General features: G+C 62.7%; 18 protein-coding genes and 2 pseudogenes. 9 read left to right on the top strand and 11 right to left on the bottom strand.

The features are described 5' to 3' along the window. Positions 1-13 precede the first annotated feature (13 nt). Positions 14-403 carry a hypothetical protein gene (locus EN818_RS34490; protein WP_348631422.1) on the bottom strand — a complete coding sequence of 130 codons (390 nt, stop codon included), beginning with the start codon at positions 401-403 and terminating at the stop codon, positions 14-16. Between the two features lie 216 nt (positions 404-619). Between EN818_RS34490 and EN818_RS27225 the strand changes: the two genes are divergently transcribed. The 3 genes from EN818_RS27225 (at position 620) to EN818_RS27235 (ending at position 1,969) form a co-directional block, all read left to right on the top strand. After that, complete coding sequence (locus EN818_RS27225) at positions 620-1,087, top strand: Hsp20 family protein (RefSeq protein ID WP_129553346.1); 468 nt, start codon at positions 620-622, stop codon at positions 1,085-1,087. A 124-nt stretch (positions 1,088-1,211) separates the two neighbouring features. Beyond that, positions 1,212-1,637, top strand: coding sequence for an NADH dehydrogenase ubiquinone Fe-S protein 4 (locus tag EN818_RS27230; RefSeq protein ID WP_135905977.1), 426 nt, complete (start codon positions 1,212-1,214; stop codon positions 1,635-1,637). 26 nt (positions 1,638-1,663) lie between these two features. Continuing rightward, a complete protein-coding gene (locus tag EN818_RS27235; protein WP_135905979.1) occupies positions 1,664-1,969 on the top strand; it encodes a DUF982 domain-containing protein in 306 nt (101 codons plus the stop codon). 459 nt (positions 1,970-2,428) lie between these two features. Here the strand turns inward: EN818_RS27235 and EN818_RS27240 are convergent, their stop codons facing one another. Next, complete coding sequence (locus EN818_RS27240) at positions 2,429-3,100, bottom strand: outer membrane protein (RefSeq protein ID WP_189523850.1); 672 nt, start codon at positions 3,098-3,100, stop codon at positions 2,429-2,431. Between the two features lie 387 nt (positions 3,101-3,487). Between EN818_RS27240 and EN818_RS27245 the strand changes: the two genes are divergently transcribed. Beyond that, on the top strand, positions 3,488-3,736 hold the full coding sequence (locus tag EN818_RS27245) for a hypothetical protein (RefSeq protein ID WP_135905983.1): 249 nt from the start codon (positions 3,488-3,490) through the stop codon (positions 3,734-3,736). Positions 3,737-4,525: 789 nt separating this feature from the next. Here the strand turns inward: EN818_RS27245 and EN818_RS27250 are convergent. The 9 genes and pseudogenes from EN818_RS27250 to EN818_RS27295 form a co-directional block, all read right to left on the bottom strand. Further along, positions 4,526-5,553: pseudogene (locus EN818_RS27250) on the bottom strand (IS110 family transposase). A 73-nt stretch (positions 5,554-5,626) separates the two neighbouring features. Beyond that, positions 5,627-6,169: pseudogene (locus tag EN818_RS27255) on the bottom strand (MBL fold metallo-hydrolase); the annotation flags it as partial. Between the two features lie 208 nt (positions 6,170-6,377). Beyond that, a complete protein-coding gene (locus tag EN818_RS27265; RefSeq protein WP_135905984.1) occupies positions 6,378-7,877 on the bottom strand; it encodes an efflux transporter outer membrane subunit in 1,500 nt (499 codons plus the stop codon). A gap of 11 nt (positions 7,878-7,888) precedes the next feature. Then, on the bottom strand, positions 7,889-11,032 hold the full coding sequence (locus tag EN818_RS27270) for an efflux RND transporter permease subunit (RefSeq protein ID WP_135905985.1): 3,144 nt from the start codon (positions 11,030-11,032) through the stop codon (positions 7,889-7,891). A 4-nt stretch (positions 11,033-11,036) separates the two neighbouring features. Beyond that, complete coding sequence (locus EN818_RS27275; RefSeq protein ID WP_245518903.1) at positions 11,037-12,248, bottom strand: efflux RND transporter periplasmic adaptor subunit; 1,212 nt, start codon at positions 12,246-12,248, stop codon at positions 11,037-11,039. Between the two features lie 61 nt (positions 12,249-12,309). Continuing rightward, positions 12,310-15,453: an efflux RND transporter permease subunit gene (locus EN818_RS27280; protein WP_135905986.1), complete on the bottom strand. Its 3,144-nt coding sequence runs from the start codon at positions 15,451-15,453 to the stop codon at positions 12,310-12,312. Further along, positions 15,450-16,589, bottom strand: coding sequence for an efflux RND transporter periplasmic adaptor subunit (locus tag EN818_RS27285; protein WP_189523851.1), 1,140 nt, complete (start codon positions 16,587-16,589; stop codon positions 15,450-15,452). The genes EN818_RS27280 and EN818_RS27285 overlap by 4 nt, the downstream gene beginning before the upstream one ends. Further along, on the bottom strand, positions 16,582-16,770 hold the full coding sequence (locus tag EN818_RS27290; protein ID WP_245518888.1) for a hypothetical protein: 189 nt from the start codon (positions 16,768-16,770) through the stop codon (positions 16,582-16,584). The genes EN818_RS27285 and EN818_RS27290 overlap by 8 nt, the downstream gene beginning before the upstream one ends. Before the next feature lie 122 nt (positions 16,771-16,892). Continuing rightward, the gene (locus EN818_RS27295; RefSeq protein WP_135905988.1) at positions 16,893-17,582 is read right to left on the bottom strand and encodes a hypothetical protein; all 690 of its coding nucleotides are present in this window, start codon (positions 17,580-17,582) and stop codon (positions 16,893-16,895) included. Between the two features lie 212 nt (positions 17,583-17,794). Between EN818_RS27295 and EN818_RS27300 the strand changes: the two genes are divergently transcribed. The 5 genes from EN818_RS27300 (at position 17,795) to urtA (ending at position 23,350) form a co-directional block, all read left to right on the top strand. Continuing rightward, the gene (locus tag EN818_RS27300; protein ID WP_135905989.1) at positions 17,795-18,520 is read left to right on the top strand and encodes a response regulator; all 726 of its coding nucleotides are present in this window, start codon (positions 17,795-17,797) and stop codon (positions 18,518-18,520) included. Further along, positions 18,517-19,761 carry an ATP-binding protein gene (locus EN818_RS27305; RefSeq protein ID WP_135905990.1) on the top strand — a complete coding sequence of 415 codons (1,245 nt, stop codon included), beginning with the start codon at positions 18,517-18,519 and terminating at the stop codon, positions 19,759-19,761. Before EN818_RS27300 ends, EN818_RS27305 begins: the two co-directional genes overlap by 4 nt. A gap of 377 nt (positions 19,762-20,138) precedes the next feature. After that, positions 20,139-20,273, top strand: a complete 135-nt coding sequence (locus EN818_RS34375) for an acetylxylan esterase (protein WP_281036016.1) — start codon at positions 20,139-20,141, stop codon at positions 20,271-20,273. 725 nt (positions 20,274-20,998) lie between these two features. Beyond that, positions 20,999-21,355: an aminotransferase class III-fold pyridoxal phosphate-dependent enzyme gene (locus tag EN818_RS27315; protein ID WP_135905991.1), complete on the top strand. Its 357-nt coding sequence runs from the start codon at positions 20,999-21,001 to the stop codon at positions 21,353-21,355. Positions 21,356-22,039: 684 nt separating this feature from the next. Beyond that, complete coding sequence (urtA, locus tag EN818_RS27320) at positions 22,040-23,350, top strand: urea ABC transporter substrate-binding protein (RefSeq protein WP_135905992.1); 1,311 nt, start codon at positions 22,040-22,042, stop codon at positions 23,348-23,350. Positions 23,351-23,401: the final 51 nt, after the last annotated feature.

Consider the following 23,401-nt stretch of genomic DNA (forward strand, 5'->3'; position numbering starts at 1 on the left):
CCGGGCGAACACCTCATTCGGGTCGCGCCCGGCAAGCAACTGGTCCAGAAGTTCTTTCTCGATAGCCATGTGATGATTCTCTCCTTTCCATCATCATGGCCTCGCGCACAGAATTCCTGACAGTCCCCCATAGACGGCATCGTAGTCGATGGCCGTCGCCCCGATCTTCTTGGATCGGATCCGTCAGGTCGCCTTCGTCGTCAGGTTCGATCAGGTCGATTAGCGCTGCCGCCCGTGTTCCAGGCAACGGTCGCCCCAGGCTCATCAATGCCTCATCACCAAAGGCCCATGCCCACGCCTCTCTCAATTCATCGAGCGAGGCGCCGAATGCGATGATCTCCGCAATTGTTACGTCGTCCACGCGTCCGAGGACCGAAAGAACATCTTGGCGTGTCACGGTCATCCCTTTTCCTCCCGTCGAAATACCAGAGAAGGACATGGGTATTGGATGGAGGCCTCGCTAGCGGCCCGTTCGCATTTCAGCGGCCCTCTTGACGCCGCGGAAATCGATGCCCAACTCATCATTGTCGGTTGCCTTGGCATGGGACCGATTTGTCAGGGAGCGCCGCAGCTTCTTGGCGTTCCCTCGTATCTATGTTGCTCCAAGGAGGATGTAGCTATGAGAACCAACCTGGACTTTTCTCCTTTCTATCGGTCGAGCATTGGATTTGACCGGATCTTCAGTATGCTCGAAAACGCCAGTCCTTCGCAGAATGCCGACAATTGGCCGCCGTACGACATCGCGAAACTCGGGGAAGACGCCTACCGGATTGTCCTAGCGGTCGCCGGTTTCAGCGAAGACGAGCTTACGATTACGCATCAGCCGAATGTGCTCGTGATCGAGGGCGCCAAGACAGAGACCAGAGAGGTCCATTACCTCCATCATGGCTTAGCTCTGAGGTCGTTCGCGCGCCATTTCGAGCTGGCCGATCACGTGACCATAGTCGGGGCCACACTAGAAAACGGTTTGCTGACCATCGATCTCAGGAAAGAAATTCCGGAGGAGATGAAGCCGCGTCGAATTGCGATCGACGTCGAGACCGGCAGGAAGGCGACGTCCCAGCGCAATGAAAGCGCAGCCGCCTAGTCTTTGGTGGTCGGCAGCCGAGAAGGTGCAGACAAGCACCACCCAACGACAACGGATGAGGGACGCGAACTCAGGCCCGGGGGCGCGAACGTGCCCCGGCCTTGGCAGATGGGCGAGGGCGCCAATGACGGAACCATTTGCAGCAGCTAGGCAGAGCCGGCAGGCCAGGAAACGGTGTCCTGTGGTCGTCGCCACTCCGCTCCCAGTCTCCTGCCAGGCTGCCGCGAGGATCTTTCGGCCCAGCCGTTCGGTCATGACGTCGGCGCGGGTCACCTCCCGGCCGTGGCGTCTCGTGTTCGAACGGCGAGGCCCGCCCGTCATTGAACCCCTGATGGGCTATTGCGGCGGCGGTGACACGCTGACCCAAGTGCAGCTGGATTTTCCCAGCGTGGACGCAGCCGTCGACTTCGCTGAGAATCAGGGACTGGACTACGTCATTCGGACTGGTCCGGCCGAGAGGCCCCGACGAAACGTTCGAGACCCTTTCGGAAAAACGGCAGCACGCTCCGTCCCCCTGCAACATCAAAGGCGAGAGGTGAAACAACGGTAATTCATTGGAATCTCAGGGAGGCAACGATGAGAGGTCTGGCTTTTCTGGTCCCCGTCCGGATCAAGACCAACGACGAGGTCCACGACATCAACGCAGTGCGAGAGTCGCTCGTGTTCTTGAATCAATGGCCGAAACCGCGGCGCGGACCGGTATACAGTTGCGCAGTAAGAAGTTGCAACGCCGCGATTGCCGGGCAGATGACAACCGATCAGGCACGGCAGGCATTTGTCGGCTTCGCCAGAATCGCCGGGATCCTGGCCAAAACCGATTTGTCTGCGCCGCCCGACGCAAAAGTAGCAGAGAGGCCACCGAAAGGTGAAGGCTTCTCTTGAGAGCCTGGCGAAGGCCTTCGGCTAACGGCGATATGGCACCGCATCAAAGATTTCAGCGAACTTCGCGATGGAGGCGGTTGACCCGCAGCCATGGCCGTTGACCTACAATAACCTGATCGAGCGCAAAGCGGTAGAGATCGCGCCAATCAGAGGACAGAGCAGCCCAATCGATATCCAAGCCTTGGCACGGTTCACAGCTTCGCCCATGCGCAGGATAGGCAGGTAGAAATCCACCCATGTGCCCTGCACGTCGAAGGTAAGCGCACGAACCGTCTCCAGCGCCCGCGTGTCGTCTCAGCTTCCTCCCACACTGAAACCCTGCATCGAGGCATGGCGGAGAATATGTTCGCCCCCGGAGGAACTTCACCCGACCGGTGATGCCCGGCTTCGCCCATTGCGTTGCGCAAAGAAAAAGCCCGTCGCGGTTTGCGACAGGCTCTCTATTGGGACTTGAGAGGACTAGAATTTGTAGGCGATGCCGAAGCGAACTTCGTTGGTCTTCAGATCGACATCAGCATTGACCGGATCACCAAACGATTCTGAACCGAAGTCAGTATAGCGATACTCGGCGCGCAGCAGCAGATTGTCGGTCATAGCGTAATCCAAGCCCGCGCCTATCGTCCATCCTGTGAACGTATCTCCGAACGATGATCCACCGCCATTGCTGCTTACGTCGATGTCGCCAAATGCAACGCCACCGGCGATATAAGGGAGAAAACGATCAACGGCATATCCTAGGCGAAGTCTTGCCGCCCCGCTCCAATTGAGTTCTTCGGTGGCGATGGCGCCCGGAATTGGCACACCGGGAGCGGCGAATATTTGGCCGCTGCCATCAACACCCGCAGAGACGAAGTCCAGTTCCCCACCTATCACGATGTTGCTCGACATCTGATAGTTGTAACCGGCGTAAACCCCTCCCAGGAATCCGTCAGGATCTGTCTCGACAAAGCCCGGACCACCGATTTGGTCTATGTCGCCATCGCCCCAAGCATAACCTGCCTGGAGGCCGATATATCCGCCTGTCCAGCTAAAACCCGGCGCGACATCGGCGACTTGCTGGACGATAGCATCGGCAGCAAACGCCGAAGACGCCAGCAGAGACAACGACAAACCAAGAAGCAACTTCTTCATCGACAATCCCCCTGTAACCTACCCTTTCGTAGCAGAGCGCGCCGCTACGTGCAGTCGTATTTCTGCCACACTAGAACCAGATTTGCGCTTGAGGTTGGATTTCCTCGCCAGGCGAGTTTCTTTCAGAGTGCAGCCCCCATCGCACCGACCACGCCCCAGGGCGGCAGGGAGATGGACCCCCCTGAAAGGATGAGGCCGCTCGCATTTTGCACTAATCGCGTGATTTCTAATGTGATCGTAGATTTCACGCACAGGAAGGTGCAATCCCTCGCACCGAGGGTGAGTACCCAAGTCCCTGCACCCGCCGTCGACTGCGGATGGACCAGCGACGGCGGGAGCGGCGGCGCAGGCGCTATTCCGACTCTCACCGAAAACCCTGCAGCGAGGATGCCGAAGAACATACTCGCAGCGCAAGAACCGGACGCGTCCCGTAATGTGAGGCTTGACCAACTCGACGTCATCGCGAAGGCGCTAGAGCGGGATGAAATTGGCTTGATTCGGGACTGCACATTGGAAGCAGTATCGATAGTCGCGCCGAAGCGCCGCCCAACCGTGCTCAAGCTGCTCGGCGCCGCGATCCGTGACCTTACGCAACAGCAAGAACAATGCCGCCAGCACACCACCTCTCCGACATGATCACTACTCGTCGGTCCCGTGTCGACTTCGTCGACGCCATCGATGGCTTTGCCCCGTGTTCAGACCTATGCCGCTTCAAACGTGAACGACTCATCTCAACCCTTCCGTGACGTTCCGATCCAACCGGACAAGCGTCCGTCTTGGGCGCGGCAACGAGCAAGAAACTGGATCGAATCGACGCATACGACTATGTCGGAGCCAAAGGAAGGCGATGCGAGCTCAAAGGCGCAACGCGCCCAGCTCCCTTTGTGCGGCGACGAGGTCGACGATTGGATACCTTGTGTCAAATGCGCGGATCACCGCTTGCAGAGCAGTCGCCGCCTCATGGACACGACCTTGTCGTGCCAGAACTGGTGCTAGTTGCGTTGTGGCGCGAAGCTCGAAGAGTCTCGCTTGCTGCCGACGGGCTGTAGCAATCGCTGCTTCGAACAGGGACGTGGCACCCGTCAGGTCACCTCTGTCCGCGGCGACTTGGCCACGAAGCCGGATGCAATTCTGCCAGGTAGGACGCTTCATCGGTATCAACAACGAGCGTATCGATGTCAAACGGCCCTTTAATTGCGGGTAGTTGTCAATTCGAATCTCGCATTGCCATCGCCGGGGTCATGGTCCTTTCCGAGGTCGAATGCCTCATGATGATGTTCGGGTCGGGCGCCTCAACGTTTCCAACGAGATGCAGATGAACTGCTGTCAGCCGTTTGACCGAGGTCGCCGCAACCACCGTCCCGGCGGGGACATCACGAGTTCCGCGTTGATAGCAGCCCGAGAACTCGTTTGGGATGGAGTCGGCTAAGCCATCTTTTCGTTACGCCACTCAAAGCTGGTGCCGTCAACCCAAATGCAATGAAGGAGAACGGCGATATTCCGTGCGATCGCCACCTTTGCCTTCTTCAAGCCGATCCGTCTCGACAGGCGCATCCCCCAGGCTTTCAGCGTGGACCATTTCTTCGTCCGGTGCAGGAGCACGTTGGCCGCCTCGTACAGATAGGTTCGCAACAGTCGATCTCCCCAACGTGAGACGCGGCCATTGATATCCGTTTCACCGGACTGCTTTCGTCGTGGAGTCAGGCCGAGATAGGCTCCCGCGCTGGCGGCCGAGCGAAAGCGCGAGGGATCGTCGATCGTGTGGCGGAAGGTGAGCGCGGTCACCACGCCGATGCCGGGGACTGTCATCAGCCGCCGTGTGGTTTCGTCTTCACGAGCGAGATGCCGGACCTGCCGATCAAGTTTCTCCTGTTCACAGCAGACTTGCTCATGGACAGACAGAAGCGCCTGAACCAAAGGCCGAAGCGGATGCCCGTCAGCAACCAGTTCCCAAACCTTTCGCCGGAACTGTGACCCAATCGCTCGACCGAACTGCAGCCCGTATTCCTTCAGCATGGACCGTGTCTGGTTTTCGAGATCGCGACGGATCTCGACAAGTCTTGACCGTGCCACGAGCATGGACCGGGTGGCCTGACTCTCTGCGCTCTTGACCTTCACTTCCCGATACCAGCCGACGCGAACCAACTCGGCCAGGCCGCGGGCATCGTTCTCATCGCTCTTGTTCATTCGGACTGAAAGCGCTGCCTTTGCATGTCGAGCATCAATGCAGACAACCGGCAATCCGACCCGTTTAAGCTCATGCCAGAGCCAGCTCGACAGGCGCCCGTCTCGAATCCGATGCGCTCGGCGTGAGGCGCACGTTTACGCAGCAACTCCGTCAAGGCTCCCGGATCGGACTTCGCCTTTCCCTGGAACACCGTCTTTCCAGCATCTTCGACCACGCAAACGCTCGTCTCTCGCTGCGACACATCCAATCCGACATATTGCTTCACTGCGGCCTCCTTGATCTCAATGGTCGGCGGCTTTTGCCGTCAGCCGAGTCTTCGTCAAAGGAGCGACGGCAGCCAGGTCGGCGTCGCGGACATGGTCCGCAAGCTCATCGGTCGACTCCGCATCGCCGATGATGACCAGCTTCTTGCCTGCTTCCAGCGGTCCTAGCACGTCTTCGGAAGCAACTGTTCGGCCATCCGCGAGGTGATGGACCGGCCCTCCACCAGTTCCTTCCTGATTGGACCGTCTGGCACGCCGAGAGACGTGAGGTGCTCGGCGCGAAGGTGACGGCGCGCTCGTGTCTCGAGCACGAAGCCGTAGCTATCGGTGTCGCGGTAACGAACCTAAAAGCAGTCGATCATGAATTCATCCGCGTCGAAAAATCGACCGGGCGTCAGCGGTTCAAGCATTAGCGGATTGGCGCTCGTCCTTCACCCCACAGACCAGCGAGCCTGCGGACGACGACGTCGAGGGTGTCCGGGCCTCCATGTACGGTCAAGAGCTCTTCGCCGCTTTGCCGCAACCCGAGCGTCGAGAACAGGCCGGGGATTCCAAAGATATGGTCGAAATGGGCATGCGTAAGCAGCAGCGGTGAAGCCGCCTGAAGCCGGTGCCGCTGACTGGCGCTGCGTGCCTTGTCGCGCCGCGGCGAAGCTTCTGGTCCGCGATACCCTCCGATCCAGCTATTCGTACCGACCGTTTTCGCCTGCGAGAACAACGTTGTTCGAAACATATGCGGAAATCACGTCTGCGGTGAGTTCCAAAATTGCATCTTTCGAGGCGTCGTCGGTCATTTCTCTCTCCTCTGATTGACCGTGCATCTTGTTCACTGCGCCGCGGCTCTCGACGCGAAGCGTGGACCAATCGTGACATCGATGATCTCGGGTGTCGTACTGTCCACGGTGCCATCCCAGCCGCCGCCGAGTGCCTTGTTGAGAGCGACATAGTCGGTGGCGATCGACACCCGGCTCTGCAGCAGCGAATCCTCCGCCGAGTAGGTTGAACGCTCGGCGTCCAGCACATCGAGGAGACTTGCCTCGCCGGCTTTGTAGAGAGTGCGCTCCAGTTGCGCAGCGTCCGCGTAGGATTTCGCGGAGGAGGCGAGCTTGCCGTTCCTGATGCGCTCTTGCGACAGCGAAACCGTGGCGTTCTCAACGTCTTCCAGCGCGGTCAGGACCGAGGCTTTGTAGGCGACGAAATATTGGTCGCGCTGGGCTTTGGCGACGTCGACGGCCGCCCGCAACTGGCCGCCGTTAAACAGCGGCACGCTGAGCGACGGACCGAACGACCAGCCGATGGTGGAGTTCTTGCCGAGATCGCCGAGCTTCAGGGATGTGGTGCTGATGTCGCCGGTCAGGCTGACGCTCGGATAGCGCGCCGCCTCGGCCTGGCCGATCTTGGCGGTGGACTGCGCATACTGCCGCTCAGCCATGCGCACGTCCGGACGGGTGAGCAGGATGTCGGCCGGGATGCCGGTCGGGACAGGCAGGCGGGGCGCTGGGATCAGCTTGGCGCGCTTCAGCCGCTGGGTCAGGGCCCCCGGCGGCCGGCCGGTCAGCACTGAAAGCCGGTGCACGGCTTCAGCGTAGCTTGCCTCCAGCGTCGGAATCTCCGCTTCCGTGCTGCTTGCCTGTCCCATGGCCTTGGCGACATCTGCCGCCGTCGCAGTGCCGGCCAGGGCCATCGTGCGGGTAAGCTCGGCGGTCTGCCTTTGTGACGCAGCCGAGCGCCGGGCCAGCGCGATGCGCGTCTGATAGCCGCGCGCCTGGATATAGTTGGAGGCGACATCGCCGACCAAGGTCAGTAGGGTCGAGCGCAGGCTTTCCTCGGAAGCGTCCAAGCCGTAGCTGGCGGCCTCGACGCTGCGGCGGTTGGCGCCGAAGAGGTCGAGTTCCCAGCTGGCATCGAAGCCTGCTTCGTACTGGTCATAGGTTGTGCTGGTTGCCGTGCCCGAGCTGGTTGCTGCGGTCCTATTGCGGGTGGCCGAGGCCGAACCCTCGGCGGAGGGTAGCAACTTGCCCACCGACTGGCGGTAGCTTGCCCGCGCCTCGCGGATTTTGGCCTTGGCGGTCACGACATCGAGATTGCCGGCGACCGCTTCCTCCACGAGCGCGTTCAACTCGGGATCGCGCAGGCGCTGCCACCATTGCGACAGCTGCGCCGGCTTAGCCGGCTTCACCGCCTTCTGCCCGCTCCAACGCGCCGGCATTGCCAGAAAAGGCTTCTGGTAGTCGGGACCGACGACGCATCCCGAGAGCAGGGCAGCGGCAAACGCGGGCAAAAGAAGCCCCTTCGCGGTCGCGAGACCGCGTTCAAAACCTGGCATGGAAAAAACCTCTATTCTTGAGTGGCTGTGGCTGGGGTCCCGCCCGAATTCTCGCTGGCTGCCTTGCCCTTGAAGATGCGGCGCACCGTGACGAAGAGAAGCGGCACCAGGAAGACGCCGATCACGGTCGCCGCGATCATGCCGCCCATCACGCCGATGCCGACCGAGTTCTGCGCGCCCGAGCCCGCGCCGCTGGCGATCGCCAGAGGTGTGACGCCGAGAATGAAGGCCAGCGACGTCATCAGGATGGGCCTCAGGCGCTGTCGCGCTGCTTCGAGCGTTGCTTCGACCAGGCCCATGCCTGCCGCCTGCCGCTCAATGGCGAACTCGACGATGAGGATGGCGTTCTTCGAGGCAAGGCCGATCGTGGTGAGCAGGCCGACCTTGAAATAGACGTCGTTGGTCTGGCCAAAGAGGGTGGCCGCCGCCAGCGCACCGAAGATGCCGATCGGCACCGACAGCATCACCGCGAAGGGGATCGACCAGCTTTCGTAAAGCGCGGCAAGGCACAGGAACACGACCAGCGCCGAAATCGCGTAGAGCGACATCGCCTGGTTGCCGGAAAGCTTCTCCTGCTGCGACAGGCCGGTCCATTCATGCGAATATCCGGCGGGCAGTTGCGCGACCAGCCTGTCGATCTCGTCCATCGCCGCGCCTGAGCTTTGGCCGGCGGCCGCGGCGCCCTGGATCTCGACCGCCGCCGAGCCGTTGTAGCGTTCGAGGCGGGGCGATCCGTAGGTCCAGTGGCTGGAGGCGAAGGCCGAGAACGGCACCATGGCGCCGCTGGAGTTGCGGACCTGCCATTTGTCGAGATCTTCCGGTTGCATACGGAAATCCGAGTCCGACTGCAGATAGACCGGCTTGACCCGTCCCCGATCGATAAAGTCGTTGACGTAGTCGCTGCCCCAGGCGCTCGACAGCGTGTTGTTGATGTCGGCGAGGCTGATGCCCAGCGCGCTGGCCTTTTCCTGGTCGATATCGACCGAAAATTGCGGCTGGTCCTCCTGGCCGTTGGGGCGTGTGTTGGCGAGCAGCGTGCTCTTCCCGGCCAAGCCGAGCAACTGGTTGCGCGTCTGGATCAACGCCTCATGGCCGGCGCCATTGACATCCTGGAGGTAGAAATCGAAGCCGTTGGTGTTGCCGAAACCCTGGATTGCCGGTGGGGCGAGGGCGAAGACTTGGGCATCCCTGATCTTGGAGAAGGCGGCCATGGCGCGGCCGGCGACCGCAGACACGGAAAGAGCCTTGGTCTTGCGCTGGTCGAAATCCTTCATCCGCACGAAGGCGATGCCGACATTCTGCCCGGAGCCGCCGAATCCGAAGCCGGAAGCCGTGAACACGCCTTCGACCGCGTCCTTCTCCTCGTTGAGATAGTGGTCGGTCACCTCAGCCAGCACGCGCTGGGTGCGGTCCTGCGTCGCGCCGGCCGGCAGTGAAGCGCTGGTGATCAGGATGCCCTGATCCTCATCCGGCAGGAACGAGCTCGGCAGACGGGCGAACATCCAGCCCATGGCAACGACGATGGCGAGGAACACGGCAAGGAAGCGCCAGGAACGGTTGATGATGCCGTGCGAGCCGTCGCGGTAGGCGATGGTGCTGCGATCGAACATGCGGTTGAACCAGCCGAACGGACCCCTTTGCGTCGCATGGTCCTTGGCCGGGCGCAGGATGGTGGCGCAGAGCGCCGGCGTCAGCACCAGTGCCACCAGCACCGAGAGCACCATCGCCGAGACGATGGTGACCGAGAACTGCCGGTAGATGATGCCGGTGGATCCGCCGAAGAAGGCCATCGGCACGAACACGGCCGACAGCACGGTGGCGATGCCGATCAGCGCGCCGGTGATCTCGTTCATCGATTTGCGCGTAGCCTCCTTCGGCGGCAGGCCTTCCTCGTGCATGACGCGCTCGACATTCTCGACCACGACGATGGCGTCGTCGACGAGCAGGCCGATGGCCAAAACCATGGCGAACATGGTGAGCGTGTTGATCGAATAGCCGAAGAAGGAGAGCACGCCGAATGTGCCGAGCAGCACCACCGGCACGGCGATCGTCGGAATGATGGTGGCGCGCAGGTTCTGCAGGAAAAGCAACATCACCAGGAACACCAGCACGATCGCTTCGGCGAGCGTCTTCACCACTTCCTCGATCGAAAGCCGCACGAAGGGTGAAGTGTCATACGGGTACACAACCTCGACGCCTTGCGGGAAGGTCGAGCTCAGGCGATTGATCGTCGTGCGTACAGCTTCCGCCGTGCTGATCGCGTTCGCGCCGGTCGCCAGGCTGATGGCGACGCCGGCGGTCGGCTTGCCGTTGTAATGGGCTTGGGTGGTGTAGCTTTCGGCGCCGATCTCGACCTTGGCAACATCGTTCAGCCGCACCAGCGAGCCGTCGGTATTGCTCTTCAGGATGATGTTGCGGAACTGCTTGGGGGTCTGCAGCCGGCTCTTCGCCGTGACCGTGGCGTTGAGCTGTTGGCCCTTGCGCGCCGGGAGCCCGCCGAGCTGGCCGGCCGAGACCTGCGTGTTCTGCGCCTCGACGGCCGTGGCGACATCGCTCGGCATCAGCGTGTATTGCGCTAGTTTGTCCGGGTCGAGCCAGATTCGCATGGCATAGCCGGAGCCGAAAAGCTGCGTCGAGCCGACGCCTTTGACACGCTTCAGCGTGTCGTTGACGGTTGAATCGACATAGTCCGCGAGGTCGGTCGAGTTCATCTTGCCGTCGCTGGAGACGAAGCCGATGACCATCAGGAAGCCGGTCGAGGATTTGGAGACGGTGATGCCGTTGTTCTGGACGACCTGCGGCAGCTGCGACTGCACGAGCTGCAGCTTGTTCTGCGTCTGCACCTGGGCGGTGTCCGCGTTGGCGCCGCTGGTGAAGGTCAGCGTGATCGAGGCCTGTCCGGTCGAGGTCGACGTCGCCGTCATATAGTCGAGATTGTCGATACCGGTCATGCCCTGTTCGATGACCTTGGTCACCGAGTTCTCGACGGTCTGGGCGTCGGCGCCGGGGTAAGTGGCGCTGATGTTGACGGTGGTGGGAGCGATCTGCGGGTATTGCGAGATCGGCAGCGACTGCAGCGCCAAGAGGCCGCCCAGCATGATCACGATGGCGATCACCCAGGCAAAGATCGGCCGGTTGATCAAGAATCCCGACATTGCTTCAGTTCCCGGTTGCGCCAGAGGCGGGCTGCTTGGCGGTACCGGCGGCATTGCCGCCGGCGGCGTTCGCCGAGGCGGAGCTCTGCTCGCGGTCCTTGATCTCGCCGGTCGTTTCGTCGATCGTCACTTCGACCGCTGTCGCGTCGCCTCCGGCGCGCACCAGCTGCAGGCCCTCGACGATGATACGCTCGCCATCGTTAATGCCGGAATCGACCAGCCAGTCGTTACCAACGCTGTTGCGCACACTGAGAATGCGTTGTTCAACTTTGCCGTCGGCATTAACGACCATGGCAGTTGGCTCGCCCTTGGTATTGCGGCTGACCCCGCGCTGCGGCACCAGATAGCTGTTCGGTGCGACCGCCGCCTCGACGATTGCGCGCACATACATGCCTGGCAGCAGCAGCCGGTCGGGATTGGGGAACTGGGCCCTCAGCGCGAACGTGCCAGTGGTCTCGCTGACGTTTGCCTCGGCGAATTCCATCTTGCCGGTCTGCGAATAGATGGTGCCGTTCTCGAGCTTCAACTTCACGCTGACACCTTCGCCGTTGAACTTCAGCCGCCCGTCGGCAATTGCTTGGCGCAGGTCGAGAAGGTTGGTGCTCGATTCCGTGACGTCGATGTTAATCGGATCGAGCGTGCGTATGGTGGTGAGGGCATCGGTCTGGTTTGCCGTCACAAGGGCTCCAGGCGTCAGCGAGGACTTGTCGACGCGCCCGCCAATGGGCGCGACGATCTTCGTGTAGGCCAAATTGATGCGTGCAGTCTCGACGCTTGCTTTGGCTGACGCAACCTCGGCCTTGGCCTGCGCCAGCGAGGCGGCGGCGTCATCGTAATCCTGCTTGCTCACCGCATTCTGACTGATCAATCCGGCATAGCGGTCGAACTTCGCCTGCGCGCTCGGCACCGCTGCCTCGGCTTTCTGCTCGGTGGCGATCGCGCTGTCATAGGAGGCCTGGTAGCTCGCCGGACCGATCTGGTAGAGCGCATCTCCCTTGGCAACCTCGCTGCCCTCCTTGAACAGGCGCGACTGGATGATGCCGTCGACCTGAGGGCGCACCTCCGCAACGAGGGAGGCGACCGTGCGTCCCGGCAACTCAGCGGTAATCGCGACCGATTGCGGATGCACTGTGACGACCCCGACCTGCGGCCGGGCCGGTGCCCCGCCGGGAGGCGCGCTAGTTGCGCTTTGCTGAGTACAGCCTGCCAGGACCATGACGGCGCAGACCGCCCCCGTCCGGGGCACAGGGGATAAACGTGCGCCAAATGCAGATCGACTAAGTTGAATAGGCATTGTCCGGATGAGTCCCTGGGGTTGCTGCAGTCGACGTTTCAGCATCAGATCTTTCGACCAGCAACTTGCCGAGATGTCTGGCAAGGAACCGCTGGATGTCGTCCATGAAGGTATAGACGACCGGCACATAGACGAGGCTGAGCACGGTCGAGGAGAGGAGCCCGCCGATGACGGCGATTGCCATCGGCGCACGCGTCTCGGCGTCGGCGCCGATGCCGAGCGCGATCGGCAGCATGCCGGCGCCCATGGCGATCGATGTCATGACGATCGGGCGAGCTCGTTTGCGGGCAGCGTCGAGCAGTGCCTCGAAGCGGGCCATGCCATGCTCTTTCTCGGCGACCAGAGCATATTCGACGAGCAGGATCGAGTTCTTGGCCGCGATGCCCATCAGCATCAGTATGCCGATCAACGGCGAGATGCCGAGCGCCTTGCCGGTAATGAGCAGGAAACCAAGCGCGCCGCCGACCGACAGCGGCAACGCGACCAGGATGGTCACCGGCTGCACGAAGCTGCGGAAGAGCAGCACCAACGTCAGGTACATCAGGATAATGCCTGCGGCGATTGCGGTGGCGAAGCCGGAAAACAGCTCCTTCATGCGTTCGGTATCGCCGCGCGCAAGCTCATGCACGCCGGCAGGCAGGCTTTTCATGATCGGCAGCGCGCGAATGGCGGTGGTCGCCTGGCCGAGCGTCAGGCCGGAAAGATCGGCCTCGACCGTGGCGCTGCGGCTTCTGTCGACACGCGTGATGCTGTTCGGCCCGGCATTGAAGCCGATATCGGCGACGGCGCCGAGCGGTACCGTGCCCTTGGTGCCCGTCAGCGGCAGCATGGCAAGCTTCGCCGGATCATCAATGGCGCCGTCGGGCAAGGTGACGACGATCGACACCTGACGGTCGCCGAGATTGAATTTCGCCAGGCTGGTGTCGGTGTCGCCGATGGTGGCGATCTTGACCGTCGCGGCGATCTCGGTCGGCGTGACGCCGAGCTCGGCCGCCTTGGCGCTGTCGGGCCGCACTATGAGCTCGGGCTTGGTGGTGGCCGCGGTCGAGGTCGGATTGATCAGCCCGGGAACCGATTTCATCCCGTCGATCAGCGCGTTGCTCGCCCTCTCGAGGGCCGCGCCATCGTCGCCGACCAGCGTGATCGACACCTTGGCGCCGGCGAAGCCGTCGGCGCCGAACTGGATGCGGGCGCCTGGAATGTCGTTGAGCTTCGGCGAAGCCTCGGCCTCGAATTGCTGCTGGCTCATGGTGCGTTCGGCGCGCGGCTTCAGGTTGACCGTGACGGTCGCGGTCCGCACTTCGGCCGAGCTCGAGCTTTGGTTGGGACCGCCGCCCGACGAGGCGGCCGTGCCGATCGTGGCGAACACGCTGTCGACGGCCGGCTCCTTCTCCAGACGTTTGGTGATGTCCTGCACCACCGCCGTGGTCTGCTCGATGGTCGAACCGGGCTGCAGCTCGACCGAGATCATCGAGCGGCCGCGATCCGCCGCCGCCATGAATTCGGTCGGCAGATGCGTCGCCAGCATCATCGAGCCGGCGAAGAAGGCGATGCCGGCGACAAGCGTGATCCAGCGATGATCGAGCGCCTTGCGCAGCAGCCAGAGATAGGTCGGCACCCAGGCCGGCATGTCGTCCTCGTCATGGCCGCCGGCGCGCACCAGATAGGCGCCCATCAGCGGGGTCAGCATGCGCGCCACCAAGAGCGAGAACAGCACCGAGACGCAGACGACGACGGCAAAACTCAGGAAGAATTTGCCTGGAATGCCGGACATGAAAGCCACCGGCAGGAAGACTGCGACGATGGTCGCGGTGGTTGCCACCACGGCAAGCCCGATCTCGTCGGCCGCCTCGATCGCCGCCTGATAGGCGCTGACGCCGGTCTGGCGCATATGGCGCACGATGTTCTCGATCTCGACGATGGCGTCGTCGACGAGGATGCCGACCACCAGCGACAGCGCCAGCAAGGTGATGTTGTTGAGCGAAATGTTGAAGGCCGCCATCACCGCGAAAGTCGGGATCAGCGACAAGGGCATGGCGACGGCCGAGACCAGCGTTGCCCTGATGTCGCGCAGGAACAGCCAGACCACGCCAATGGCGAGCAGTGCGCCGAGCCACAAGGCTTCGAAGGCGGCGTCGTAGCTTTCCTGGACGAAGCCGGACGAGGAGGTGACTTCGGTGAATTTTGCCTGCGTGGTCTTGGCGCCCATGTCGGCGATCGCGGCGCGCGCGGCCTTGACGACATCGATCTCGCTCGAGCCGACCGACCTGTAGACATTGAAGGCGACCACTTGCCGGCCGTCGAGATAGGCGGCCTGGCGCGGCTTTTCCCAGCTGTCGACGACAGTGCCGAGGTCGGAGAGCTTGACGTCGCCGGCGCCGCTCAGCGCGATGCGGGTATCGGCCAGCGCCTCGACGGTCGTGGCGCTGGCCAGCGTGCGCACCGACTGCTCCTGGCCGCCGATATTGGCGCGGCCACCCGGCTGGTTGACGTTGTTCGAGGCGAGCGTCTGGCTGACATCGCCGGCGCTGATGCCGAGGGCGGCGAGCCGGTCGGGGTCGAGCTCGACGCGGATGACGCGGTCGACGCCGCCGGAACGGGTGATCTTTGAGACGCCGTCGACGCCAAGCAGCACCTTGGCGACCTCATTGTCGATGTACCAGCTCAGCGCATCGGGCGACATGGTCGGCGCCTCGACGACAAAGGTGAGCACCGAGTTGCCGGTTGCGTTGATCTTCGCCACGACCGGGGTCTGCGCGGCGGCCGGCAGGCTGGATTGCACGCCGGAGACGGCGTTGCGGACATCATTGGTGGCGGTCTCGGGGTCCGTGCCGAGGGTGAATTCGACGGTGGTGACGGATGAGCCCTCGCTGATCGAGGTCGAGACGTCGTCGACGCCTTCAAGGGTCGCGACCGCGTTCTCGATGACCCGCGCCACCTGGACTTCCATTTCGCTGGGCGCCGCGCCCGGCTGCGCCACCGTGACGGTGACGGTCGGCAGGTCGATGTCGGGCATGTTATTGGTGCGCAGCTGCATGAAGCCGTAGACGCCGGCAACGCTGAGCGACAGGAACAGCACGATGGTCGGAACCGGATTGCGGATCGACCAGGAGGAGATGGCGTTCATTGCGCCTGCTCCGCCGCGCTTGCGGCATCCGCAGCCGCGGCTTCGCCCGCCGCGACACGCACGAGGTTGCCGTCATTGAGGAAGCCGGCTCCGGCGACGACCACGGGAGCGCCCTCCGGCAGGCCGCTTTCGATGGCAACCCGGCCGTTCTGGCGCGTGCCGGTCACGACGGGACGCGCGCTGACCTTGCCGTCGTCGCCGACGACGAACACCGCCGGCTTGCCGTCATGCCAGACCAGGGCCGTCTCGGCGACGGTGAGCTGCCGCGACGCCACCGTCTCGATGGTGACGCGGGCGAACATGCCTGGCTTCAGGCCCGAGCCTTCACCGACGGCGACATAGACGGTGGCGAGCCGCGTGGTCGAGTTGACGGTCTCGGCGATCGACGAAACGCTGCCGGAGAAGGCGCGGCCGGACGCATCGACGATGTTCGCCGGCTGACGGGCCGAGATTGCCGCCAGGACCTTTTCAGGGACAAGCACGCCGACCTCCAGCCTGCCGTCGCGGACCATCTTCATCAGCTCGGTGCCGGCCTGGACGATGGAGCCTGTCACAGCCGGCTTGCTGGAGACAATGCCGTCGAACGGCGCGCGGATAATCGTCCTGTCGAGTTGGGCCTGCAGCCGCTGAGCGGCGGCCTCTGCCTGGTCGACACCGGCCTTGCCGGTCTTGACGGCGGTCGCCTTCTCCTCGGCGGTCTCCGTGCTGACGGCGTTGCTGGCGAGCAGCTTGTTGGCGCGGGCCGCGGCCGACAGCGCGGAATCGAGGGTTGCCTGAGCTTGCGCGACGGCTGCCTTCTGCTCGGCGAGCTGGGCTTTAAGCAGCGCGTCATCCAACCTTGCGACGACATCGCCGGCCTTCACATGATCGCCCTCGGCCACCAGGACTTCGGTCAGGCGCAGGCCGCTTTCTTCTGCGCCGATCGTCGCTTCCTGCCATGCAGCCACCGTGCCGGTTGCGCTGACCCACGAGGTCACCGTCTGGGGGACCACTTTCTCCACCGAAACGGTGAGCGTCGCTGCCGGCGCAGGCGTCTGCGCCGCCGGCTCGGGCGTGGCGCGGCCATAAGCCTTGAGCGCTGCGACGGCGGCCAGCGCGACCAGCAAGGCCGCCAGAAGAAGATGTCTTTTACGCAATTTTGCGGTCATCGTTTTTGACGTTGAGCGAGGCGATTGGAAGCGACAGGCGATAAGCGGCGAAGCTGAGCCGGATCGCTCCCGTCAGCACCTGGGTCGACAGGATCCGCTGGCTGGCCTTGGCGCCGGGGCGGATCGACAGGGGCGAGCCCAGGGAGGCAAGCTGCCGCAGCATCATCATGGCTTCCCACATCATAACGCGTTCCATCCTTGATGGCGGTCGCGCGCACACGTCCGCCAATTCGCAAAAAGTACCGGCCGGCTCTTGAACGGGTGGGTCAGGGAGCCGGCCGGCGCAGCCGGTCAGAGTTGCTCGCCACTCCGGGGTAGCGGTGGGGGGAACTCTCCGCCGTGATCAGGCAGACCTCCGGGGCCGGCTGCATCCGGCGGATCACCCCATGGACCGGGGGGGTGGCCATGCGGCCGATCCGCCGAAGCGAGGATTTCGAGCTGTTCGGGCGTCAGCTTGGTGCGCAGCACGGCGATCGCATCCTTCAGCTTGGCGGCCGAAGCCGCTCGTTTTGTGACCTCGTCGGCCAGGCCCTCCTGGAAGGCGAAGGGATCGCGTTGCGCCTGGCCGGGGCCGCCGGGGGAACCCGGCCCGCCCGCTTCGGGACCGCCGGGAGCGCCGGGGCCACGGTCGAACTGCGGAGGCGCCAGCACCGCCTGCAGCGCGCTGGTATAGTCGCGCCAGGCATCGAGTTGCTCAGACCGGATGCCGATGCGGGTCTCGAGGGCCGAGAGCCGGGCGGCAAGCATTTCCGGCGGCGGCGGTCCCATGCGGCGGAAGCCGAAGCCTTCCGGCCCTTGCGGCCCGTGCCGCATCGGCCCAGGCGGGCGAGGCCAGGGCATCGGCCCCGGGCCCGTGTCGTCCTTCTGATTGATGGCCAGCGGCTCGTCGCCCGGTGCGGCGCCGGGATCGGGCTGAGCGGCCAGCACGGGATGGATGGCCGCGACCGAAAACAGGCCGAGCGCCAAGAGTTTGCTTCGCATGACGTGATCCTTTGCTGCATGCTTCGGATGGCTGGAGGATAGGAGGCGTCTTTTGCCGCTTCGCGTCGCGGCATTGCCGAAGGTTTCCGGAAAAAGGAGATTTGTTGCCGAATGTTTCCAACGGCTTTGCGGAAACGTTCCGTTGCAATTTTCCGTGCCGCTTGGCGGCGTCGATCCCTATAATCAGGGACGAAAAGCCAAGCGGGCGAAGAATGCAGACACAATCCCACATCCTCGTCGTCGACGACGACCGCGAGATCAGGACGCTGCTCGGGCGCTATCTCGACGGACAGGGATTTCGTGTCTCCGTGGCGGCGGACCGGCGCGAATGCGAGCACAAGCTTGGCTCCGGCCAGTTCGACCTCATCGTGCTCGACGTCATGCTGCCTGACGGCTCCGGTCTCGACATCTGCCGGAGCCTGCGGGACCGCAAGCCGCATATCCCGGTCATCCTGCTGACCGCGCTGAAGGAAGATGTCGACCGCATCATCGGGCTGGAGCTCGGCGCCGACGACTACCTCGGCAAGCCGTTCAATCCGCGCGAGCTTACGGCTCGCATCCGGGCGGTGCTCAGGCGCTCGGCGCCGGACGAAGTCGCCCCGCACAAGGTTCGCGTCTATCATTTCGCCGGTTACCGGCTGGAGCCGGACACGCGCAGTGTGATGAACGCCGACGGAGCCCTGATCGATCTTACCGGCGCCGAGTTCGACCTGCTGCAGGTCTTTCTCGACCGGCCGGGGCGGCTTTTGTCGCGCGACCAGCTGCTCGATCTGACGCAAGGGCGCGAGCGCGAGCCGCTCGACCGGTCCGTCGACGTGCTGATGAGCCGGCTGCGCCGGAAGTTCGCCGAGGCGGGCGAGGAGAACCTGTTCAAGACCGTGCGCAATGGTGGCTATCAACTGACCGCGCGCGTCGAGACGGCGGAGACCGGGGCATGACCTCGCTGCGCCGGCGGCTGATCATCCTTCTGGTCGTTTCGATCCTGGGCGTGGTCGGGCTTGCCACCTTCGTCGCCGTCAAGGTCCTCGGTGGGCCGTCGCCGGAGCTGACCATGGGGCCGCTGGCGCACCAGATACAGTACATGGTGCAGCTGGTTCCCGGCCATGTGCCGGGCAGCGGCGCTGCGCCGGTGACGATCAGCGATCGTCCGGCGCCGGGTTTCGAGGACCGCAAGCACACGCGGGTGCTGAACGACATGCTGCGCCAGAACGGCCTCGATGTTTCGGCGGTCGTCAGCCGCAATGCCGGGCAACCTGGGATGATCGCCTCGGTCGCGCTGCCCGATCATCGCTTTATGATCGTCAATGTCCCCGACTTGGGCCCGCCGCGCGATGTCTGGTATGTTTTCGCCGGCTGGATGGCGCTGATCGTGCTCGGCGCGACGCCGGTGTCGATCTATTTCACCGGCGTGCTGGTGCGGCCGCTCGAAATGCTCGAAGCCGCCGTCAGCAAGATCGGCTCGGACGGGGTGCTGGCGACCTTGCCGGAAAAAGGCCCGGTCGAGGTGAGGGCCACCGCCCATGCGCTCAACGAACTGTCGGCAAGATTGAGAACGGCGATGGAAAGCCGCATGCGGCTGGTGGCCGCCGCCGGCCACGATCTCAGGACCCCAATGACCAGGATGCGGCTCCGCGCCGAGTTCCTCGAAGAGGACCGCGAGAAGTGGCTGAGCGACCTCGACGAGCTTGACCGCATCGCCGACAGCGCCATCCGCTTGGTGCGCGAGGAGGTCAACCAGGACGCGGTTGAGCCGGTGGCTCTGGACACGCTGGTTCGCGATATCGAAGTCGAGATGGTCTCGCTCGGTCATGCGGTGACGATCGACCATCTCGACCATGTGTCGGTCAACGCCGGCGCGCTTGGCTTGCGCCGGGCGCTGCGCAACCTGATCGTCAACGCCGCCACGCATGGCAAGAACTGCACGGTCTCGCTATCCGGGCAAGGCAACCGAGCGGTTCTCACCATCGGCGACCGCGGCCCCGGCATTCCGCCGGACCTCTTGAACAAAGCCTTCGAACCGTTCTTCCGGGTCGACCCGGCGCGCATGCAGTTCATTCCCGGCGCCGGGCTGGGGCTGGCGATCGCCAAGGAGATCATCGAGCGTTATGGCGGATCGATAAGGCTTGAGAACAGGCAGGGGGGTGGACTGGTGCAGACAATCATCTTTCCCCGGGAATAGAACACGAGCCAACGATACCGTCGGCTCCCTCAAAAAACATATGATTTCACGTCATCCCGGGCTCGATCTGTCGACAGGGAAAAGGCGCGACTTACGCGCCACGTTCTAGCCCGGTCTCGCGCGCGCCCGCGGTGGCAGAGCTGGCGCACCCTATCTGTACGTGGGGCTCTGCTCGCCTCGGAAGTGAAGTCTTCGCTGAAGCCGCAATTTGCCCGCAGTATTTCTCCGCCCATGCGTCCTTTCCAGACATTTTGTGTACCAATGGAAACAGTCGTATCGCGAGAAGAAGGCGAAGGTCTTTGAGACGCTCTCCTATTTCGACTGCGTCAACTTCGCCCGGCAGTGCAAGGCAGCGGCGCTGTTTTTCGGTGGCCCTGATGGACGAAGTCTGCCCGCCCTCTACCGTTTATGGCGCATTCAATGCCTACGATGGCGAAAAGACCATCGTAGAGTACCATTTCAACAACCATGAAGGCGGGCAGGGCTATCAGGAGCGCGAACAGATGGCGTAGCTGAGCGGGCTGTTCGGTGTCGGCCGACGCGAGCGGCCCAGCACTACGTTTCGCCGTCGCAGCGCGCCTCTGCTTGGCGCGCAATTTAAGCTCCAACGGCTATCAGCCGCCCGTGTTGCTCTACGCACTTCCATTCTGCAGCAGCACCCCGGCATACGCTTCGAGGGCCTGCCCAACCCAGCCGCTCAACGATGCTGAAGCAGCTTTAACAGCCGCCCTGGCCGAGCCGTGTGGGTTTGGATGGCATCGGCTCCCCTGCTCGGTGTCAGCTTACTCAGTCCTCTGCCCGAGGACCGGACAGGCAGCAAGCGGCCTCAAACCAGTCGCGTTCATACCAGGACAAAGCAATCAGTGCCGCTTTCTTGGCAGGTGACGGCTGACACCGATTGGATTGAATTAGCCCGTCCGGTGACATATTGATTTTCCGTCGAAAACGACTGCCCTCCGGACCAACCAAATCATTATATATCAACGCGTTACGCTTAATTCTTCAAGAATTAAGCGAGCGGTGTCACATATCATGAGTTATGGATGGAATGATTTTGGGCTCGCTGGTCAATCGTCTTGTTGACGTCACCTGTGAGACGTAGCGCAAGCCCTTGGATTTCGAAGCCTCTCCGACGGTGGGTGCGGGGATCGGCGGCAACGGCGTGCGAAAGGGCGGGCGTCACCTATACCGGTCGTGCTCGGCTCAGGAATGACCATTTGCGCCTGATGTTGCCTTAATGTTTGATTACGATCGACTGAAGGATCAGGCGAGGGTGGTAGGCGAAGCCCTGCAGGCCCGGCTCGACCTCCTCGCGGCAAAGCATTCCTGCATCGGCTATGCCCACGGGCGAGGTCTGTTTTATGGACTTGACCTCGTCACAGACGGCGCGTCGAAAATTCCCGCACGCAACGCTGCACGATGGATCCGAGAATGGGTCAAACTCTTGGGCGTCATGGCAACGTCAACAGGACCGCTTGGCAACATCATAAATAGGCCGTCTCTCTGTTTCAGCCTCTACGATGTTGACGAGTGTGCATCGGCTCTCGAGGCGGCGTTCTCCCAGCTGCCGGAAAGTGAACTCGTCGAAGGATAGTTGCGTCAAGCCCGTCCGGAGAGGCAACGACACCGAGGTCAAACCCCGCTGCAATTGACGTCGAATTCATCCTGTAAGCCGTCGACCGTGCAGCGGCGTGCGACGATGTCCGCCTGCTGGGCTACTCGGGCGGGCCCTTCAAAGTCGGCAAGCATTAGCAAGTGGTTCGGAAGGAACTGACGATCGTCGGTTCGCGCCTGAACCGCCGGCTGTTGTCGTGCGTCGTCCTCGTACGCGAGGCCTCGGCTGCCGGTCGGCTTACGGCCCTATAAGTTGCCGGGCGGCAATGCGCCGTTAAGCAGCCGCTAGAACGGACGCATTTCCTGCCGAATAGCGCTCGCCTAGCCGCCGCGCGTCTCCCCAGGCCCAGCCCCCCCAATTCGACACGGCTTCTCTCTCTCAATCTCGACAGGATCGCGTTATCCGCTGCTGGGATTTCCGGTGGTTCCTTGGAAGGCCAACGGCAGATCTGAAAACAGGCAACAGGAAAAGCGATGAAAATAGAGGCAGAAGCTTAAAATTTGACATACCCTCCAGCAGAATCGGCCGTTATAACTTGAGTTGAAACTAATTAACCGTCTGTAAACTATCGTTTTTCTGTCCGGCGCTTTGGGCTTTCGGTTTTGGCACGCAGCTTGCACCGATATGTTGCGATGCACAACAACCAGTTTGGGAGCGTGGAACATGAGGGGTAATTTCTCGACAATAACAAAAATGTTTTCGGCCAGCCTAATCGCTGCCGGTCTGTCGATTTCGGCTCCGGCCAAGGCGGCCGACGACACGATCAAAGTCGGCATCCTCCATTCGCTGTCGGGTACTATGGCGATTTCGGAGACGACGCTGAAGGACGTCATGCTGATGCTGATCGAGGAGCAGAACGCCAAGGGCGGCCTGCTCGGAAAGAAGCTCGAGGCGGTCGTCGTCGATCCGGCGTCCAACTGGCCGCTGTTCGCCGAAAAGGCGCGCGAGCTGATCTCTAAGGACAAGGTCGCGGCTGTGTTCGGCTGCTGGACCTCAGTGTCGCGCAAATCGGTGCTGCCGGTGTTCTCGGAACTCGGCAACATCCTCTTCTACCCTGTGCAATATGAGGGTGAGGAAAGCGAGCGCAACGTCTTCTACACCGGTGCTGCCCCGAACCAGCAGGCCATCCCGGCCGTCGACTACCTGATGAGCGCCGATGGCGGCTCGGTGAAGCGCTGGGTGCTCGAGGGCACCGACTATGTCTATCCGCGCACGACCAACAAGATCCTCGAGGCCTATCTCAAGGCGAAGGGCGTACCGGCCGACGACATCATGGTCAACTACACGCCGTTCGGCTTCTCCGACTGGCAGACCGAGGTCTCGGCGATTAAGAAGTTCGGCACTGCCGGCAAGAAGACGGCCGTGGTCTCGACCGTCAATGGCGACGCCAACGTTCCGTTCTACAAGGAACTCGGCAACCAGGGCATCCAGGCCGAGGATATCCCGGTCATGGCTTTCTCGGTCGGCGAGGAAGAACTGGCCGGTCTCGACACCGGACCGCTGGTCGGCCACCTCGCCGCCTGGAACTATTTCGAGAGCGTCGACACGCCCGAGAACAAGAAGTTCATCGACGATTGGCACAAGTTCATCAAGAACGACAAGCGCACCACCAACGACCCGATGGAAGCCCACTATATCGGCTTCAACATGTGGGTGAAGGCGGTGGAGAAGGCCGGCACCACCGATCCGGACAAGGTCATCGACGCCATGGTCGGCGTCTCGGTGCCGAACCTGACCGGCGGCTATTCGACGATGATGCCGAACCATCACATCACCAAGCCGGTGCTGATCGGCGAGATCCAGGCCGACGGCCAGTTCGAGACCGTCTCGCAGACGCCCGGCCTCGTGATGGGCGACGAATGGTCCGACTACCTGCCCGATTCCAAGAACCTGATCTCCGATTGGCGCGCGCCGCTTTCCTGCGGCAACTTCAACGTCGCCACCGGCAAGTGCGGCGGCAAGGGCACCAACTGATCCTCCCAGGTCTGTCCGGTCGCGGCGTGGCCCTGCGATCCGAGACCGCGG

The organism is Mesorhizobium sp. M3A.F.Ca.ET.175.01.1.1 (assembly GCF_004791945.1).
GTDB lineage: Bacteria > Pseudomonadota > Alphaproteobacteria > Rhizobiales > Rhizobiaceae > Mesorhizobium.